Origin of the sequence: Streptomyces sp. YIM 121038 (assembly GCF_006088715.1) — a bacterium.
Lineage (GTDB): Bacteria > Actinomycetota > Actinomycetes > Streptomycetales > Streptomycetaceae > Streptomyces.
This window is the reverse complement of sequence record NZ_CP030771.1, coordinates 9591751-9608907: the sequence shown is the minus strand read 5'-3', so window position 1 is coordinate 9608907 and position 17157 is coordinate 9591751. Positions and strand designations below refer to the sequence as shown.

Annotated in this window: 19 protein-coding genes; 14 read left to right on the top strand and 5 right to left on the bottom strand. The window is 72.8% G+C overall.

Going from position 1 to position 17157, the window contains the following annotated elements; translation table 11 throughout:
• The first annotated feature begins 193 nt into the window (after positions 1-193).
• Together C9F11_RS40645 and C9F11_RS40640 are read left to right on the top strand one after the other, a co-directional pair.
• A complete protein-coding gene (locus C9F11_RS40645) occupies positions 194-892 on the top strand; it encodes a type 1 glutamine amidotransferase domain-containing protein (RefSeq protein ID WP_138965296.1) in 699 nt (232 codons plus the stop codon).
• A 236-nt stretch (positions 893-1128) separates the two neighbouring features.
• Positions 1129-2001, top strand: coding sequence for an aldo/keto reductase (locus C9F11_RS40640; protein WP_138965294.1), 873 nt, complete (start codon positions 1129-1131; stop codon positions 1999-2001).
• Between the two features lie 9 nt (positions 2002-2010).
• Here the strand turns inward: C9F11_RS40640 and C9F11_RS40635 are convergent, their stop codons facing one another.
• The gene (locus tag C9F11_RS40635) at positions 2011-3258 is read right to left on the bottom strand and encodes an MFS transporter (protein ID WP_138965292.1); all 1248 of its coding nucleotides are present in this window, start codon (positions 3256-3258) and stop codon (positions 2011-2013) included.
• Between the two features lie 383 nt (positions 3259-3641).
• Between C9F11_RS40635 and C9F11_RS40630 the strand changes: the two genes are divergently transcribed.
• Together C9F11_RS40630 and C9F11_RS40625 are read left to right on the top strand one after the other, a co-directional pair.
• On the top strand, positions 3642-5165 hold the full coding sequence (locus tag C9F11_RS40630; protein ID WP_138965290.1) for a methionine--tRNA ligase: 1524 nt from the start codon (positions 3642-3644) through the stop codon (positions 5163-5165).
• Between the two features lie 270 nt (positions 5166-5435).
• Entirely contained in the window at positions 5436-6788 is a 1353-nt protein-coding gene (locus C9F11_RS40625) for a phosphatase PAP2 family protein (protein ID WP_171076013.1), read from the top strand.
• A gap of 73 nt (positions 6789-6861) precedes the next feature.
• Here the strand turns inward: C9F11_RS40625 and C9F11_RS40620 are convergent, their stop codons facing one another.
• Positions 6862-7257, bottom strand: coding sequence for a RidA family protein (locus C9F11_RS40620; protein WP_138967576.1), 396 nt, complete (start codon positions 7255-7257; stop codon positions 6862-6864).
• Between the two features lie 144 nt (positions 7258-7401).
• Here C9F11_RS40620 and C9F11_RS40615 point away from each other — a divergent pair, with 144 nt between their 5' ends.
• Positions 7402-8427 (top strand): WYL domain-containing protein, encoded by a 1026-nt coding sequence (locus tag C9F11_RS40615; protein ID WP_138965286.1) that lies wholly within the window; start codon positions 7402-7404, stop codon positions 8425-8427.
• A 91-nt stretch (positions 8428-8518) separates the two neighbouring features.
• Positions 8519-9235, top strand: a complete 717-nt coding sequence (locus C9F11_RS40610) for an HD domain-containing protein (protein WP_138965284.1) — start codon at positions 8519-8521, stop codon at positions 9233-9235.
• Between the two features lie 40 nt (positions 9236-9275).
• Here C9F11_RS40610 and C9F11_RS40605 read toward each other — a convergent pair whose 3' ends face one another.
• Positions 9276-9869, bottom strand: a complete 594-nt coding sequence (locus C9F11_RS40605) for a CGNR zinc finger domain-containing protein (RefSeq protein WP_171076164.1) — start codon at positions 9867-9869, stop codon at positions 9276-9278.
• Between the two features lie 95 nt (positions 9870-9964).
• On the opposite strand from C9F11_RS40605, the gene C9F11_RS40600 reads away from it, so the two are divergent.
• The 3 genes from C9F11_RS40600 to C9F11_RS40590 all read left to right on the top strand — a co-directional run bounded on the left by C9F11_RS40600 (position 9965) and on the right by C9F11_RS40590 (position 12116).
• The gene (locus C9F11_RS40600; protein ID WP_138965282.1) at positions 9965-11179 is read left to right on the top strand and encodes an MFS transporter; all 1215 of its coding nucleotides are present in this window, start codon (positions 9965-9967) and stop codon (positions 11177-11179) included.
• Positions 11180-11287: 108 nt separating this feature from the next.
• Positions 11288-11782 (top strand): hypothetical protein, encoded by a 495-nt coding sequence (locus tag C9F11_RS40595; RefSeq protein WP_138965280.1) that lies wholly within the window; start codon positions 11288-11290, stop codon positions 11780-11782.
• A gap of 118 nt (positions 11783-11900) precedes the next feature.
• Entirely contained in the window at positions 11901-12116 is a 216-nt protein-coding gene (locus tag C9F11_RS40590; protein ID WP_138965278.1) for a DUF5999 family protein, read from the top strand.
• 46 nt (positions 12117-12162) lie between these two features.
• Here the strand turns inward: C9F11_RS40590 and C9F11_RS40585 are convergent, their stop codons facing one another.
• Complete coding sequence (locus C9F11_RS40585) at positions 12163-12780, bottom strand: TetR/AcrR family transcriptional regulator (RefSeq protein ID WP_138965276.1); 618 nt, start codon at positions 12778-12780, stop codon at positions 12163-12165.
• A gap of 110 nt (positions 12781-12890) precedes the next feature.
• Between C9F11_RS40585 and C9F11_RS40580 the strand changes: the two genes are divergently transcribed.
• The 3 genes from C9F11_RS40580 (at position 12891) to C9F11_RS40570 (ending at position 15843) form a co-directional block, all read left to right on the top strand.
• Positions 12891-14387, top strand: coding sequence for a cytochrome P450 (locus tag C9F11_RS40580; protein WP_138965274.1), 1497 nt, complete (start codon positions 12891-12893; stop codon positions 14385-14387).
• A gap of 80 nt (positions 14388-14467) precedes the next feature.
• On the top strand, positions 14468-14713 hold the full coding sequence (locus C9F11_RS40575) for a hypothetical protein (RefSeq protein WP_138965273.1): 246 nt from the start codon (positions 14468-14470) through the stop codon (positions 14711-14713).
• Positions 14710-15843, top strand: coding sequence for a glutathione S-transferase C-terminal domain-containing protein (locus tag C9F11_RS40570; protein WP_138965271.1), 1134 nt, complete (start codon positions 14710-14712; stop codon positions 15841-15843). Before C9F11_RS40575 ends, C9F11_RS40570 begins: the two co-directional genes overlap by 4 nt.
• A 130-nt stretch (positions 15844-15973) precedes the next feature.
• Here the strand turns inward: C9F11_RS40570 and C9F11_RS40565 are convergent, their stop codons facing one another.
• The gene (locus C9F11_RS40565) at positions 15974-16162 is read right to left on the bottom strand and encodes a hypothetical protein (protein ID WP_138965269.1); all 189 of its coding nucleotides are present in this window, start codon (positions 16160-16162) and stop codon (positions 15974-15976) included.
• Between the two features lie 238 nt (positions 16163-16400).
• On the opposite strand from C9F11_RS40565, the gene rpmF reads away from it, so the two are divergent.
• Positions 16401-16571 (top strand): 50S ribosomal protein L32, encoded by a 171-nt coding sequence (gene rpmF / locus C9F11_RS40560; protein WP_138965267.1) that lies wholly within the window; start codon positions 16401-16403, stop codon positions 16569-16571.
• Positions 16572-16613: 42 nt separating this feature from the next.
• Positions 16614-17144 (top strand): GNAT family N-acetyltransferase, encoded by a 531-nt coding sequence (locus tag C9F11_RS40555; protein ID WP_138965265.1) that lies wholly within the window; start codon positions 16614-16616, stop codon positions 17142-17144.
• Positions 17145-17157: the final 13 nt, after the last annotated feature.

Sequence of the window (17157 nt, the reverse complement as noted above, 5' to 3'; positions counted from 1 at the left end):
GTTGCCGTCGACGCATGTGTGCCTCCAACCCCCAGGCCGGCCGGTCTCATTCCCTTGTGAACGGAGGATGAACGGGGGCTCGGGCCTGCCGCCGCCCGGCGTCGGGTATTCCCTTCCCGTCCATTGGATTTCCTATGGCAGCGACTTACTTCCCTATTGGATACCTATGGCCTGAGCGGCCTACCTTCGGGGCATGTCGAAGATTCTTTTCGTGATGACCGGCGCCGCCCACTGGACCCTCGCCGACGGCACCCCGCACCCGACCGGCTTCTGGGCCGAGGAGGCGGTGGCGCCCTACGCGGCCCTCAAGGCCGCGGGCCACGAGATCGTGGTGGCCACGCCGGGCGGTGTCGTACCGCCCGTGGACCGGGCGAGCCTGGCGCCGGAGGTGAACGGCGGCGAGCAGGGCGCCGCCGACACCGCCGCCGCGCTCGCCGCGTTCACCGAACTCCGCTCCCCCGTCCGGCTGGAGGACGTGGACCTGGACGCCTACGCCGCCGTCTTCTACCCGGGCGGCCACGGCCCCATGGAGGACCTGGCGGTCCACCCCGCCTCCGGCAGGCTGCTCGTCCGCGCGCTGGAGTCGGGCACCCCGGTCGCCACCGTGTGCCACGCCACTGCGGCGCTGCTCGCCGCCACCACCGCCGACGGCAGCAATGCCTTCGCGGGCTACCGCCTCACCGGCTTCACCAACGCCGAGGAGACCCAGGCGGGTCTGGCGGACAGGGCGGCGTGGCTGCTCCAGGACCGCCTCGTCGAGGCGGGCGCCGCCTTCGAGGAGGGCCGGCCGTGGGCCCCGTACGTGGTCGTCGACCGCGGTCTGATCACCGGTCAGAACCCGGCGTCCTCCGGCGCGGTGGCCGCCGAGCTCCTGAAGCGCCTGGACGGCTGAGGGACCCGGCCCGCGGGCCCCGGGCCAGGGGTGTCCTGTCCGACGTGACGCCCCACCAGCCCGTGGGGAGCGGCGGCCGGGCTCCGGCCGACCACCTGCCGGTGCCCGGCCGAAGCCGCTCTTCACGCCTTCTTGCGCATAGGTTCGGTGGTACACACCTCGTGTCACCCATGCCGTGTCGTTCGTACGTTGTGATCCCCATGTCGCGATCCGTACGCCGTGAAAGGACCGCCCCCATGAGCACCCCGAACACCCCGCGCCCCGCCGCCGCCTCGGGCACGTTCGCCCTCGGCGGCGACCTGCCCGTCCACCGCCTCGGCTACGGCGCCATGCAGCTGACCGGGCCCGGCGTCTGGGGCGAGCCCGAGGACCGTGACGAAGCCGTGCGCGTGCTGCGCCGCGCCGTCGAGCTCGGTGTGACCTTCATCGACACCGCCGACTCCTACGGCCCCTTCGTCAACGAGGTCCTCATCAAGGAGGCGCTGCACCCCTACGCCGACGACCTGGTCATCGCGACCAAGGCCGGTTTCACCCGCTCGGGCCCGGACGCCTGGCACGCGGTGGGGCGCCCCGAGTACCTGCGCCAGCAGGCCGAGCTGAGCCTGCGCCATCTCGGTGTGGAGCGCATCGACCTGTTCCAGCTGCACCGCATCGACCCGCAGGTGCCGCTCGCCGACCAGCTCGGCGAGCTCGTCCTGCTCCAGCAGGAAGGCAAGATCCGCCACATCGGCCTGTCCGAGGTGACCGTCGAGCAGCTCACGGCGGCCCGCGAGATCGCGGAGATCGCCTCCGTGCAGAACAGGTACAACCTGGCCGACCGCGCCTCCGAGGACGTCCTGGAGTACGCCGAGCGCGAGAACATCGCGTTCATCCCCTGGTACCCGATGGCCACCGGCGAGCTCGCCCGCGCGGGCGGCCCGCTCGACGCCGCCGCGAAGGAACACGGCGCGGCCCCCTCGCAGCTCGCCCTCGCCTGGCTGCTGCGCCGCTCCCCCGTGATGCTCCCCATTCCGGGCACGTCCCGGGTGGCGCACCTGGAGCAGAACACGGCGGCCGCCGGGATCACCCTGACCGACGCCCAGTTCGAGGCGCTCACGGCCGCGGTCTGACCCCTGCGGTCACCGGTTCCGGCGCTCACCGGCCACGGTGGGCGCCGGACCGCCCACCCGTCCGGCGCCCCACGCGAGCAGCACCGCGGAAGCGGCGACCAGACCGCCGCAGACCATCACCGCGGCCGCCGACGCCCGGTCCACCACGGCACCGCCCGCCAGCGCGCCCAGCGAGAAGGTCGCCTGGAAGGAAGCGGTGAAGAGGACCGAGGCCGCCTCCGGCGCGCCGGGCGCCGCGACGGCGAACCAGGTCTGCGAGCACACCGGCACGGCGCCGTACGCGACGCCCCACACGACGAGCAGCGCGACCGCGCCGCCCGCCCACCGCCCGGCGACCGGAAGCGCCAGCGTGGCCAGGGCGATCAGCCCCGCAGCGACGGCGAACGCGGTACGCGGCCGACGGGCCGCCACCGCCCCGCCCACGAAGTTCCCGACGACCCCGGCCGCGCCGTACGCCAGCAGGAACAGGGTCACCAGCCCCGGGCTCACCCGCGTCACCTCGGCCAGGAAGGGTGCTATGTACGTATAGGCACCGAAATGCGCGAGCACGACGAGGAACGTCATGAGCAGCGCGAGCCGGGTGCCGGTGCGCCGCAGCAGGCCGCACAGGGCCCTCGGGTGGACGGCTTCGGCGGGCGGCAGCGGAGGCAGCAGCACCAGCATCGCCACCCACACCGCCACGGCCAGGACCGCCATGGCGGCGAAGGAGGTCCGCCACCCGGCCACGTCCCCGACGAAGGTGCCGAGGGGCACGCCGAGGACCGAACCCAGGGGGACGGCCGAGAAGATGACCGCCTTGGCCCGCCCCACCGACTGTTGGGGCACGAGGCGTTCGGCCAGACCGGCCGCGATCGACCAGAAACCGCCGATGGTGACGCCCACGGCGACACGCGAGACGAGGACGAGCCAGTAGCCGGGCGCGGCCGCCGCGAGGGCGCTCGCCGCCGCGAGCAGCAGCATGAAGGCGCCGAGCATCGTGCGCCGGTCCACCCGCGCGGACGCCACGGTCACCACGGGCGCGGACAGCGCCGCCAGCAGACCGGGCATGGTCATCATCAGCCCTGCCGTGCCGTCCGTGACCCGGAAGTCACGGCCGATGGCGGGGAGCAGGCCGATGGGCAGGATCTCCACCGTCACGATGGCGAAGATCCCCATCGTGACGGTGGCGACGGCGAGTCGGCGTACGAGCGGGGACCGAGGGGCCGTGGTGGATCCGTCAGGGGCGGGCAGGGCTGCTGCGGCAATAGCGGAAGGCATGGGTCCGTCCTGGTGAGGGGCTGATCGCGAGACTCAGTCCAGCAGGGGCGCGACCTGCGGTCTGGCAGGTACGCGACGCCGTAGTCCGCGGCCGACGTCCGCCCGGGCCCGGCCACGCGCCACCCGCCCCGCGCCCCACGGCTGCGGGAAGCCGTCACGCGCCCGCCTCCCAGCCGCTCCCCACACCCCGCCGGAAATTCCCCGCCCCCGTGCCACAGCGGCTGCTACCATCCCCACCATGATCACGTCCGAGTACCTCTTCGCCATGATGCCCCCGCAACGGGGCTGCTGATACCGGACGTTCACGTTTCCGAGGCCCCGAGTCGGGGCCTCGTTCCGTTTCCGAGCGGCTTCGGAGCCCCGCCTCTCCACTGGAGGTTCCGATGACCACACCCCGTACGTACGTCACGACGACGATCCCCTACGTCAACGCCCGCCCGCACCTGGGCTTCGCCCTCGAACTGGTCCAGGCGGACGTCCTCGCCCGCCACCGGCGCCATCGGGGCGACGAGGTCAGGCTCCTGACCGGGACGGACGACAACTCACTGAAGAACGTCCTGGCCGCCGAGGCCGAGGGCGTGCCCGTGCAGGACTTCGTCGACGGCAACGCGGAGGCCTTCGAGGGGCTGCGCGAACCGCTCGCCCTGTCCTTCGACGACTTCATCCGCACCAGCCGCGACCCGCGCCACCGCGTGGGCGTGGAGCACCTGTGGCGCCGGTGTGCGGCCTCCGGGGATCTGTACCGCAAGCACTACGAGGGCCTGTACTGCGTCGGCTGCGAGCAGTTCTACACCCCGGCCGAACTGGTCGAAGGGCGCTGCGCCGAGCACGGCACCGAGCCGCAGCCGGTGGCGGAGGAGAACTGGTTCTTCCGGCTGTCCCGGTACGCGGACCGGCTGCGCGCGCTGATCTCCTCCGGCGAGCTGCGCGTCGAGCCCGCGGCGCGCCGCAACGAGGTGCTCGCCCTCATCGACGGCGGCCTGCACGACTTCTCGGTCTCGCGCTCGCACACGCGCGCCCGAGGCTGGGGCATCCCCGTCCCGGACGACCCGAGCCAGGTCGTGTACGTCTGGTGGGACGCCCTCGGCAACTACGTCACCAGCCTCGGCCACGGCACCGACGATCCCGCGTACACCCGCTGGTGGGAGCGGAGCACCCGCCGCGTCCACCTCGTGGGCAAGGGCGTCGTGCGCTTCCACGCCGTCTACTGGCCGGCCATGCTCCTGTCGGCGGGGCTTCCGCTGCCCACGGACGTCCTCGTCCACGACTACCTCACCGTCGACGGCCGCAAGATCAGCAAGTCCAGCGGCACGACCGTCGACCCGGCGGAGCTGGCCGCGGCCTACGGCACGGACGCGGTGCGCTGGTGGCTGCTGCGGGACGTGCCCCGGGTCGGGGACGCGGACTTCACCCGGGAGCGACTCGTCGCGCGGGCCGACGCCGACTTCGCCGGAGGCCTCGGGAACCTCGTCAACCGGGTCGTGACGATGGCCCATCGCTTCCGCGACGGCCGCGTCGCCCCCGCGCGGGCCGCCGCCGCGGGCACCGAGCGGCTCGACGCGGCCTGTCGCCGCGTCCAGGACGAGGTCGACGCGGCCCTGGCGGACTTCGACTTCCGGCGGGCGACGGGCGCGGTGTGGCGGATCGTGGAGGAGGCCAACCGCTGTGTCGACGCGACGCGCCCCTGGGAGCTGGCCAAGGCCGAGCGCGCCGGGGACCGCCTTGCGGGCGACCGTCTCGACGCGGTGCTCGCCGCCCTGCTGCACGCCTGTCGCACGCTGTCCGACCAGCTCGCCCCCTTCGTCCCGGAGTCGGCGGCCCGCGTAGCGGCGCAGCTGGCCGAGACCGACGGCCGCGTCCCGAAGGCGCGGCCCCTGTTCGCCCGGCTCGACGGGCCCGGGGACTGAGACCCGGGCGGACCCGGCTGGCGCGTGGTGCTCTCGATGCCCCGGGGGTGTCGAGAGTTTCACGATCACCGTTAGGCACTGGACTTTCGAGCACAGGATCGACTTACCTTCTTACAGCCCGTGACCAGGGAAACCCACCCGCGTCACTCCGATAGCATGATCGGACTCACGACCACCCGCCGCCCGCCCCGACCGGAAACCCGTGCCACGCGGCACAAAGAGCGAACCGTTTAGTCAACATCTACCAAATCGGCCAAACAATTGATATCCATGGTATCGCGGTTGATCTCGCGAATTAACTGCAGAATTTCTTTCGCCGCGTGGCGTCAACCCCGGGTGATCCTGTGGGCCGCCGCGGGCGTGGTGACCCTCGGCTTCCTCATCGCCCTTGAAATCACCGCGCGCCGCTACGGCCTTCCCGGGCCTCTCACCAATCAGGTGCAAGAGGTGATATATCCGCCCGCGTCGGGGCCCCTGCTGTATGCCGGAATGGCCTTGATGATGGTGGTGCTCACCTGGCGGGAAAGGTTTGTCGCACTCGGCATCGCCGTCGCGATCGACATTCCCTTCTTTCTCGCGCGATGGGCACTCGGCGAGAAGCTGACTTTCGGCAACGGCGCGCTGTGGGTCGTTCTCGGATATGCGGTCTTCGCGATCACGCGCCGCACCGGCAGGGAACGCATGCTGCTGCTGAAGGGCGTCGGCCTCGGCCTGCTCCTGGTGGCGGGCCGCAAGACCGGTGACGCCTGGCTGCTCATCACCTCGAAGACCCGGCCGACGGTCCTCGACCAGTACCTGGCGACCGCCGACCACGCGCTGGGCAACCCGTCGTGGCTGGTGGGCCGCGTCATCAGGGCCACGGGGCCGTTCGGCGAGCACTTCCTGGACTTCGTGTACGTGCAGCTGGCGGTGGCCGCGGTGGTCGTCGCGGCGTACCAGCTGCGGAACGTGGCGGCCGAGCGCCGTTTCCCGCGCCACCACCTGGTGCGCACGTTCCTGGTGATCGGCCTCCTCGGGCCGAGCATCTACATGATCTTCCCGGTGGTCGGGCCGATCTTCGCCTACGGCACCGGCGCCTTCGGCACCGGCGGCGAGCACTGGGCGGTGGCCAACATCTGGCCGGACACGCTGCCGGGCACCACACCGGGCCCCATGACGTACGACGAGATCACCCCGCGCAACTGCATGCCGAGCCTGCACACCGCGTGGGCCACGATCATCTTCATCCATTCCCGCAAGGGCCCGCGGGCGCTGCGCTACGCGGGCACGTTCTGGCTCGTCGCCACCCTCACGGCGACGCTGGGCTTCGGGTACCACTACGGCGTGGACCTCATCGCCGGTGTGGTGTTCGCGCTCACGGTCGAGGTGGCCGTGCGCTCCTTCGCGCTCGGCTGGGACCGGTCCGCAATCCAGCTCGTCGCCCATGGCGCCGCGGTCTTCGCGGTGCTCTTGGTGTCCTATCGGTACTTGGCCGTGGAAATGGCCACATACCCGTGGCTGTTCGGACCGCTCCTCATTCTCGCGATGTCCTCCGTGATCTACGGTTACATACGGACCACCAAACGCTCGGATCCCAAGCCCGCGCGCTCCCTCCAGGCGAAGCCGCAGCCCGAATTGGTGTAATTCCTCGGCAGTGGACCGTGCACCACCCCCAGAGCCCACCCGCGCCCGGCCGTGCGCGAGTGGGCTCTGTCGTTCACGCGACGGCGGTTCCCTCCAGCTCGACCAGCTGGCCGGGGACGGCCAGCCGCGTCACTCCGAGCATCGTGGTCGTAGGCGCCGCCCCGGCGGCGCCAAGGCGTGCCGCCAGGACTCCGTAGTGCTGGAGGAGCAGATCGACGTCGGTCGTGTAGACGTTGAGCCGAACCAGGTCCGGCAGGGCCATGTCGGCCGCGCCGAGCACGGCCTCCACGTTGTCGATGCTCAGCGCCAGCTGCGCCCCCATGTCCCCGTCGTGCTGGGGCTCGCCGTCCCCGTTCATCGCGGTCTGCCCCGAGACGTACAGGGTCCGGGTGTGACCGGAGACGACCTCTCCCTGGTTGAACCCCATCTCCACCGACCACGTCACCGGATTGACCGCCGTTCGCCGCACCGTCACATCAGCTCCATTCGATTCACAGGGAGTACGTACGTCCATCGGCTCGGCGACCGCCGACGGAGGTCGCGTCGCTTCGCGTCCACGAGCCTGCCAACACATCACGACACCCTTGGTCACGTATGGAATTAGAGTGCGGGCATGCGTGCCGATCGGCTGGTCTCCCTGGTGCTCCTGCTGCGTCGGCACGGCAGGATGACCGCGGCCGCGCTGGCCCGGGAGCTGGAGGTGTCCACCCGGACCGTGCTGCGCGACATCGAGGCGCTGTCCGCGGCGGGCGTCCCGGTCTACGCCGAGCGCGGCAGGCACGGCGGTTTCGCGCTGCTGCCGGGTTTCCAGACCGAGCTCACCGGGCTGAACCACGACGAGGCCCTCGCCCTGCTGACCGCCGGATCGGTCCGCGGCGAGCAGGTGTTCGGCCTCGGCTCCGCGCTCGCCTCGGCCATGCGGAAGGTGGTCGACGCGCTGCCCGAGAGCCACCGGGACTCCGCCGGTGACGCGGCCCGGCGATTCCTCGTCGACCCGGAGACCGATCTGCTCTCCCGCAGGCTCGTCACCGAGGAGGTGCCCCGCGGCACGATGGCCGAGGTCCGGCGCGCGGTGCTCGCCGGGCACAAGCTGCGCATCCACTACGCGGCCACGGGCCGGCCGCCGCGGTGGCGCACGGTGGACCCGATCGGCCTGGTCACCGTGCGCGACTGGGCCTATCTCCTCGCCACGAGAGCAGGAGCGGACCGCACCTACCGCCTCGCGCGGGTACGGGCCGCCGAGGAACTCCCCGAACCGGCACAGCGGCCGAACCGGGTCGACCTGGACCGCGTCTGGCAGGAGCGGTCCGCACGGTTCCTCTCCGGCGGCGAGCACCTCACCGTGCTGGTCCGGGTGGATCCGGCCCGGCGGGAGGAGCTGCTCGACACCGCGCTGGCCGTCCGCGCGGAAGAGGCCGACGCGGACGGCCGGCTGCGCCTGGAGGTGACCTTCCAGGACTCCCGGCACGCCGAATGGGCCCTGTGGCAGCTCGGCATGGATGCGGAGGCCTTGGCCCCGCAGCCGCTGCGCACCGCCCTGCACGCTCGTGCGACCGCGGTGGCCGCGCGTTACGGAGGCTCGGCCTCCGCAAGGGCTCAGCCCGTCGCGACCTCGCGCGCCGTGCCCGCGCCGCCATGAGGCCCCCCGGGGCAGCGACCACGCGCCGATGGCTGGATAGGTGGGATTCTCGTCATTGCTGACGCTTCAGGCCCGTTGAAGAATTTCCCGCATGACGACACAGCAGAGCACGCACGCAACGGCAGAGCACGTTCCGGGCGACAGCACCGGCACGGAGTTCGCGGAATTCGGCCTTCCTGAGAGCGAGTTGGCGCGAGAGGCACTGCGGTACACACGGGGCATCGCGTCGCCGATGCTGTTCCACCACAGCATCCGCACCTATCTGTACGGCCGCTGCGCAGGCGAGGCCCGCGGGGTGGTCCCCGGGCGTGACTACGACGACGAGCTGCTCTTCCTCGGGTGCATGCTCCATGACCTCGGCCTCACCGAGGAGGGCAACGGCGAGCAGCGGTTCGAGGTCGACGGCGCGGACCTGGCCGCCGAGTTCCTCACCGGGCAGGGGGTGTCGCCGGAGCGCGTGGACGTCGTGTGGGACGCGATCGCCCTGCACACCTCGGAGGGCATCGTCTCCCGCAAGCGTCCCGAGATCGCGCTGGTGAGCGCCGGGGCCCGGCTGGACGTCGCGGGCAGCGCCGGTGATCTGCCGCCGGGGTACGCGGACCGTGTGCACGCCGCGCTCCCCCGTCTGCACACGGCCGCGGCCCTGCGCGACGCGATCGTCGCCCAGGCCCTCGTCTCACCGGGCAAGGCACCGCTCTTCAGCCTGCCCGGCGATCTCGTACGGGAGCGGACGGGAGCCGCGCGGCCGACGTGGGAGCAGATCACGCAGGCGCCGGGCTGGAACGACTTCGCGGGGTACGGGGGTTAGACCGGGCCGACCGGCAAGGCCACGCGCCTCCGGGGCGGCCTCACACCGCGCCTGCCCTCTTCGCCCGGCGGTGGCTCGCCACGCGCTCCCGCGTGGCGCACCGGCGGGAGCAGTAGCGGCGGTCCGCGCCGCCGCCGATCGCGACGTACACGTGCGCGCAGCACGGTGACGCGCACACGCCACCCGGAGGGCGTTGGCGGTCCCACACGAGTACGGTCAGGGCCATGCAGGACGAGGCGAGGAGCCACTCCGCCCAAGGTGCCTCGTCGTCGCTGTCCAGGTGCGGGTGCCACGGTGAGCCGCCGCCGTGGGCGGTGAGGCGGAGCGGGCCGCAGCGCTCGGCGAGGATCCGGTTCAGGCGGTGCGCGGCGGTGTCGACGTCGGGCGCGGCGAAGACGGCGCGCAGGGACGAGGCGGCGGAGCGCATCGCCCGCACGTCCTCGGCGGTCAGGTCGAGCGGGTCGCTCTCGCCGTACTCGCGCAGCACCGCCTCGACCGCCGCCACCTCCGCCTGCGTCGGCGCGTCCGGTGCCGTACCGAGGGCGTTGACGAGCGCGGCGGTGCGCCGGGCCGTGCGGAACACGGAGTGCCGGGTCGACCAGTCGTCGTGCCCGTCGCCGCTCGCGTTGTCCATGCCGCCTCCGCCGTCCGCGCCGTCCATTGAGGGATCCATATCCTGGAATGTAACGCTCTTCCTTAAGAATTGCGTTACTGCGTAACGTGCCCATCATGATCAGGCGTTACAGACTTGCCTTCTACTTGGCGGGCGCCGCGACCGCCCGTACCGGTGACGAGATGTCGGGGCCCGCCCTGCTGCTCGTCGGGCTCGCCGTGACCGGGTCCGCTTCCGACGCGTCCGCGCTGCTGGCCGGGCTCACGTTGTCGGCGGCGGTGGGCGGCCCGGCCGTCGGGGCCGTGCTTGACCGGGCGGCGCGGCCGGGGCGGCTGCTCGCGGGGGCGCTCGGCGCGTACGCGACGACGCTCCTCGTCGTCCTGGTGAGCCTGGGGCGGATCCCCTTGCCCGTCGTGGTGGCCACCGCCGCGCTCGGCGGGCTGCTCGGGCCTGCGCTCGCCGGTGGCTGGACCGCCCGGCTTCCGGACGTCGTCGCCCCGGACGGTCTGCCGCGCGCCACCGCCCTCGACGCGCTCACCTACAACGCCGCCGCTCTGACCGGACCGGCCCTGGCGGGGCTCGTGGCCCTGCTGGCCGGGGCCCCGGCGGGCGTCGTGGTATCCCTCGCGCTGATCCTGCTGGCGCTGCCCGCGGCATGGAGCCTGCCCGGCCGCGCCCCGGCATCCGGGGGCGGCGCCACGACGTCGATCGTCGCCGACCTGCTCTCCGGGTTCGTCGCCATCGGCAGCACCCGTCCGCTCGCCCGCGCGACGCTGACGTCCGTCGTGTCGTACGTCGGCGTCGGCGTGCTCGTCGTCTGCACTCCCCCGCTGGGCGCCGAGGCGTTCGGTTCGTCCCACTCCGGTACGGTCCTGCTGACCGTTCTGGCCGCGGCGTCGCTCGCCGCCAACGCCCTGCTGGCGAAGCGGCCGGGGCTGCTGCGGCCCGACGTCACCGTGCTGGTGAGCACGCTCGTCCTCGCCACCGCGTTCGCCCTCGCCGCGACGGCCGCGCCGGTGCCGCTCGTCGCCGCGATGGTCATCGCGGGGGTCGCCGAAGGCCCGCAGCTCACGGCCCTGTTCGCGGTCCGGCACCGCGAGGCCCCGGAGCGGCTGCGCGGCCGGATCTTCACCACCGGCGCCAGCCTGAAGATCACCGGGTACGCGCTCGGCGCGGGCGTCGGCGGGCCCCTCGCCACCTGGTCCCTGCCCGGCGCCCTGCTCGTGGCCGCGGGCTGCGAACTCCTCGCGGCGGTGGGCTACATGGCCTGTACCGCACCCTCGCGTCGGCGGCTTCCCTTCTCATGGAGGAGAGCCGGTGCGGACACGTGACCAGGAGTACGTCACCCGGACGCGCAGCCGCCATGCCCCGGCAACCCGCACGTGTCGCCGTAACGTCCGCATCGCCCTTCACTGCCGCCCCACCCGGAAAGGCCCCCGATGTCTCCCAGCGTGGCGAGCGACGCCGTGGTGCTCCAGGACTACGACCAGCACGGCCGGGTGTGGGCGCTGGCCCGGGCCACGGGGCTGCTCGCGCCCGCGGCCGGGCGCTGTCACGGCTTCCTCCACCTCGACGGCGGGTCCGGCGGCGCGGGTGAACTGCCCGTCGCCGCCGCCCTGTACGCCGAAGAGCCGGACCCGGCGGTCCTGTGGCTGCAGTACGGGCCCCGGCGCTGGGACTGCGCCACGGTGACCGTACGGCAGGCGTGCGAGGCGGACGGGCACCGCCTGTTCACGGTCTTCGGGGCGCGCGGGCCGGAGCTCGAACTGCGGTACCCGGCACCGGATCCGGGCCCCGCCGACCCCGCGGACGACTGGATCGACACGGTCGCCGACGACTTCTTCCTGTGGGTCGCCGAGCGCCTCGGCGACGACACGGAGGGCGCACGGCGCGCACTGCTGGAGCACTTCGGGACGGGCTTTTCGCCCGCGTGACTCAACATGCCCTAGTAAGCCCCCGGAGCGATGAATCCGTGAGCGAGCAGGAGTCATTACTCGTACTAGAGGGTGCCACTCCAAGCGGCACCGACGTACAGCGACCCGGAGGTGTGCCATGTGCGCCCATCAGCCGCCGTGCCCGTCAGCGCAGGGTTCCGACCGGGACGCCGCGCTGGTCGTCAGCGCCCACCCCGAACAGGGCTGGAGCCTGCTGTGCAACGGCACGATCGTCTTCGACGACACCGGCGAGATCCTGCCGGACGGACGCGTGGTGCCACCGCTGCGCCCGCTCGCACCCCCGCCGCCTGCGACCCTGGCGATAGCGGCCTAAGCGGCGCGCGGCCGCCGGACACCGACGGCGGATCACGGGCTGCCGATCAGGGCAGGAGCGCGCCGAGCAGCGCCCGCGCGCACAGGTCCCGCACCTGGTCGCGGCCCAGCTCCCCGCTGTCGAGCGTGTCCAGCCACTCCAGGCACACGGCGACCATGAAGGCCAGCCAACCGCGGACGGCGAGCCGTACGGCGGGCAGGTCCTCGCCCAGGTGCGCGGTCCCGGGGTCGGCGGCGAGGGCCGCGAGGATCTGCCGCTCCTGGGCGGCGAGGCCCTCGCGGTAGACCTCGCGCACCACCGGGTCCCCGGCCGCCTCCGCGCTGTGGAAGGCCCGGAAGCCCTGGGCGTGCTGCTCGACGTACGTGAGGAACGCGTCGAGGCCGGAGCTGATCTGCTCCCGGAACGGCAGGCCCGGCTCGGCCGCCGTCAGGCCCAGCATGCGCGCGCTCTCCCGCCGCACGACGGCGGCGAAGAAGTCCCGCTTGGTCGGGAAGTAGTGGTAGAGCAAGCCCCGCGAGACACCCGCGATCTCGGCGACCTGCTCGATCCAGACCTCGTCGTAGGGATTGCGTGCGAAGAGGCGCGCGCCCACCGTGAGCAGCTGTTCCTTGCGCTCCTCCGTGCTGAGTCTGCGGCGGGTGCGCTCCTGGGCGTTCGCGGCCATACGAGCACCTTACTTGACGTCGGTTCAACAGCGGGCGGAGACTGGCCCCGCCTATTGAATCCACGTACAAGAAGGCCGAACTCGGCCTGTTGACAAGGGAGATGGTGGTCGTGGCGCAGACGACGCGGCAGCCGGGCGATGCCACCGCGCTGCCCAAGGGGTTCCGTGGCGCCGAGCTCGGCTGGCCGCGGCTGCGCCGGATCCCGCACCCGCCGCGCCGCGTGCCGCTGCTCGGGGACGTGCTCGGCATCGATCCGCGCACGCCCATACAGGACTCGATGCGGATCGGCGCCGACCTCGGGCCGATCTTCCGGCGCAAGGCCTTCGGCAAGGAGATCGTGTTCGTGTGGGGCGCGCGGCTCGCGGGGGAGCTCGCCGACGAGGCGCGGTTCGCCAAGCACGTCGGGCTCGGCGTCGCCAACCTGCGGCCGGTGGCGGGCGACGGCCTGTTCACCGCCTACAACCACGAGCCCAACTGGCAGCTCGCGCACGACATCCTCGCCCCGGGCTTCAGCCGGGACGCCATGGCGGGCTACCACCCCCTGATGCTGGACGTGGCCGGGCAGCTGACGGACCGCTGGGACGCCGAGGCGACGGCCGGGCGGGCCGTCGACGTGCCCGGCGACATGACCAAGCTGACGCTGGAGACGATCGCCCGCACGGGCTTCGGGCACGACTTCGGCTCCTTCGAGCGCACCCGGCCGCACCCCTTCGTCACCGCCATGGTCGGCACCCTTTCGTACGCCCAGCGCCGCAACGTGGTGCCGCCCGCGCTCGCGCCCGCACTGCTGCGCGGCGCCGAGCGGCGCAACGCCGCCGACATGGCGTACTTGAACCGGACGGTGGACGGGGTCGTGGCGGCCCGCCGCGCGGCGGACGCCTCGGGGGCCCGCGGGGATCTCCTGGACCGGATGCTGGAGGTCGCGCACCCGGAGACCGGCGAGCGCCTGTCGGCCGAGAACATCCGGCGTCAGGTCATCACGTTCCTGGTGGCCGGGCACGAGACGACGTCCGGCGCCCTGTCGTTCGCGCTGCACTATCTGGCGCGCCACCCCGACGTGCTCGCCCGCGCGCGGGAGGAGGTGGACCAGGTGTGGGGTGACACGGCATCACCGGCGTACGAGCAAGTGGCGAAGTTGCGGTACGTGCGCCGCGTACTCGACGAGTCGCTGCGGCTGTGGCCGACGGCACCCGCCTTCTCGCGGGAGGCGCGCGCCGACACCGTGCTCGGCGGCGTACATCCGATGCGCCGGGGCGCGTGGGCGGTCGTCCTGGCGGTGATGTTGCACCGGGACCCGGAGGTGTGGGGGGCGCGCCCGGAGGAGTTCGATCCGGAGCGGTTCGCACCCGCCGCCGTGCGTGCGCGGCCCGCGCACGCCTTCAAGCCGTTCGGCACGGGCGCGCGTGCCTGCATCGGCCGTCAGTTCGCGCTGCACGAGGCGACGCTGGTGCTCGCGCTCCTGCTGCGCCGCTACGACCTGCTGCCGGAGCCCGGCTACCGGCTGCGGGTCACCGAACGGCTCACGCTGATGCCCCGCGGGCTGCGGCTGCGGCTCACTCGCAGAGGGGTTCCGGGGCCGTCGCACGGGTACGCGCCGGGTGCTTGAGGGGCAATTGTCAGACCCGTGCGCGAGAGTGGAGGTTGCACCTTCACACAGTGGACCCGCGGGTTAAGGAGCCAAGCGACATGACCGGCACGACGTATCCCGAACTGGCCGCGGCCCAGGCCTGCTTGCGGCTGCTGCACACCGCGCGCGCCGCGCTGTCCGACCCCGTGACGCCCCAGACCGCGGCCCTCCTGGCCGTGCCGATCGCGGACGCCGACGAGGCCCTGCGCAGGGCGGGCCTCGCGGGCAACGAGGCGGCGCTGCTGAACCGCATCTACGACCTCGCGCCCCTGCCGGCCCCCGCGCGTGCGGAGAGCGTACGGTGACCGGCGACGACAGCGGCCGCACCGAGGCGGCGAGCGGGTCCGGCGGCGAGACCGGACGCCCCGGGGCGGCGGCAGACGGGGGCACCGACCGGTCCGGAGGGGCGACCGGCGGCGCAGACACGGCGAAGAGCAACGCCGCGTACGGCAAGAAGCCCTTCAAGCGCTCCAAGAGTCACTTCGCCGACCGGGTCACTGCGGACGGCCGGGACGGCTGGCCGGTCGAGGCCGGGCGCTACCGCCTGGTGGTCAGCCTCGCCTGCCCCTGGGCCAGCCGCGCGCTCGTCTCCCGTCGCCTGCTCGGCCTGGAGGACGCGCTGTCCCTGGCAGTCGTCGACCCCATCCAGGACGACCGGAGCTGGCGCTTCACCCTGGACCCCGACGGCCGCGACCCGGTGCTCGGCATCCGCTATCTGAGCGAGGCGTACGACGCGCGGGAGACCGGCTATCCGGGCGGTGTGAGCGTCCCCGCGCTGGTGGACACGGACAGCGGCAAGCTGGTCACGAACGACTACCAGCAGCTGACCCTCGACCTGGCCACGGAGTGGCGGGACCTGCACCGGCCGGGCGCGCCCGACCTGTATCCGCAGCCCCTGCGGGACGAGATCGACGACGTGATGGAAGGCATCTACCGCGACGTCAACAACGGCGTGTACCGCGCGGGGTTCGCCTCGAGCCAGAGCGAGTACGAGGCCGCGTGCCGGGACGTCTTCCACCGCCTGGAGGAGACCTCGCGGCGGCTCGCGCACCGCCGCTATCTGGTCGGCGACAGCCTTACGGAAGCCGACATCCGCCTGTTCACGACCCTGGTGCGCTTCGACGCCGTGTACCACGGCCACTTCAAGTGCAACCGCTGGAAGCTGTCCGAGGACCCGGTGCTGTGGGCGTACGCCCGCGATCTCTACCAGACCCCCGGTTTCGGCGACACCGTCGACTTCGACCACATCAAGCGGCACTACTACGAGGTGCACACCGGCATCAACCCGACGGGCATCGTGCCGCTCGGGCCGGATCTCGGCGGATGGCTGACGCCGCATCACCGTGAGCAGCTCGGCGGGCGCCCGTTCGGCGACGGGACGCCACCGGGGCCGGTACCGGAGGGCGAGGAGGTGTCGGTGGCCGGGCGGCCGTGACAGCGAGCGGCCGGAGCGGTCGCCGCCCCCGGCTTCCTTCGGGCTGGAGGGACGGGGATCCTCGGCTCGGTGTGAGGCCGTGTCCATAGCTGACGCCATGTCACTCTCACCCTCAGGTTTAGGGTGAGGTTCAGGGTTGGCGGGGTGCGCGGCGGCGTTCGCGCGGCGAGGCGGGCGGGCGTCCGGCGCGCGCCCGCGCGGTGCGGGTGAGGTGCGCCTGGTCGGCGAAGCCCGCGCCGAGGGCCGTGTCCGCGATGGCGCTTCCGTCGGTGAGCAGCGCACCCACGGCGGCACGCGGCCGTCGCCAGCGCCAGCGCATCACCGCATCACCGCGAGCGGAACGCTGGCCGCCGCGCCCGGCCGCCTGCGGCGTCAGCAGCGCGCGGCCCGCATCGCGTGGGCGGTGGCCGTCGCGACGGCGGCGCGAGACGGCCGGTCCGGCACCCCGCGAGGCGCCCCCGTCCCGTGAGGCAGCCGCCCCGCACCCTTTTGTTAATGGAAGCCATTTTCATGTACGGTCGACGTGTCCGCCCGCACCCCCCTCCCGGAGGTTCACCATGGCCGTCCCCAAGCGGAAGATGTCCCGCAGCAACACGCGTCACCGCCGTGCCCAGTGGAAGGCCAGCACGGCCCAGTTGGTCCCGGTCACCGTCGACGGCGTCACCGTTCACGTGCCGCAGCGCCTGGTCAAGGCGTACGAGCGCGGGCTCGTCCCCGTCGAGCGCTGACCCGGCGGGTGCCCTCCCCCGGCGCTGAGGGATCATGCCGGAATGACCGATCACCTGTCTGAACCGGCGACGGCCGTGCGGCTCGCGGAGTACACGCACGCCCACCAGAACGAGATCCTCGGCGACGGCCCCGACCCCTTCGGCGTCGATGACACCGGCCTCACCTGGCTGCCCAAGGAGGAGCACTTCGGCGTCCGTCTCGACGGCCGCCTGGTGGCCCACACCGGTGTGCTGCGGCTGCCCATAGCGATCGGCGACACCACGACCGAGGTCGTGGGCATCGGTGGCGTGGCCGTCGCGCCGGACGTGCGCGGTCGCGGTCTCGCCCGCACCGTCGTGGCCGCCGCCCTGGACCACGCCCGGACGATGGGGCCGCACCACGGGCTGCTCTTCTGCCGCCCCCCGCTGGTCGCGCTCTACGAGCGCCTCGGCTGGCGCGCGCTCGACCAGGACGTGCACGTCGAACAGGCCGACGGGCCCGTGGTGATGCCGCTGCGCACCATGTGGACGCCGCTGCGGGACGGAGCGGACTGGCCCCCGGGAGAGGTCCGGCTCCTGTCGTACCCCATGTGACCGAGGCGGGTTC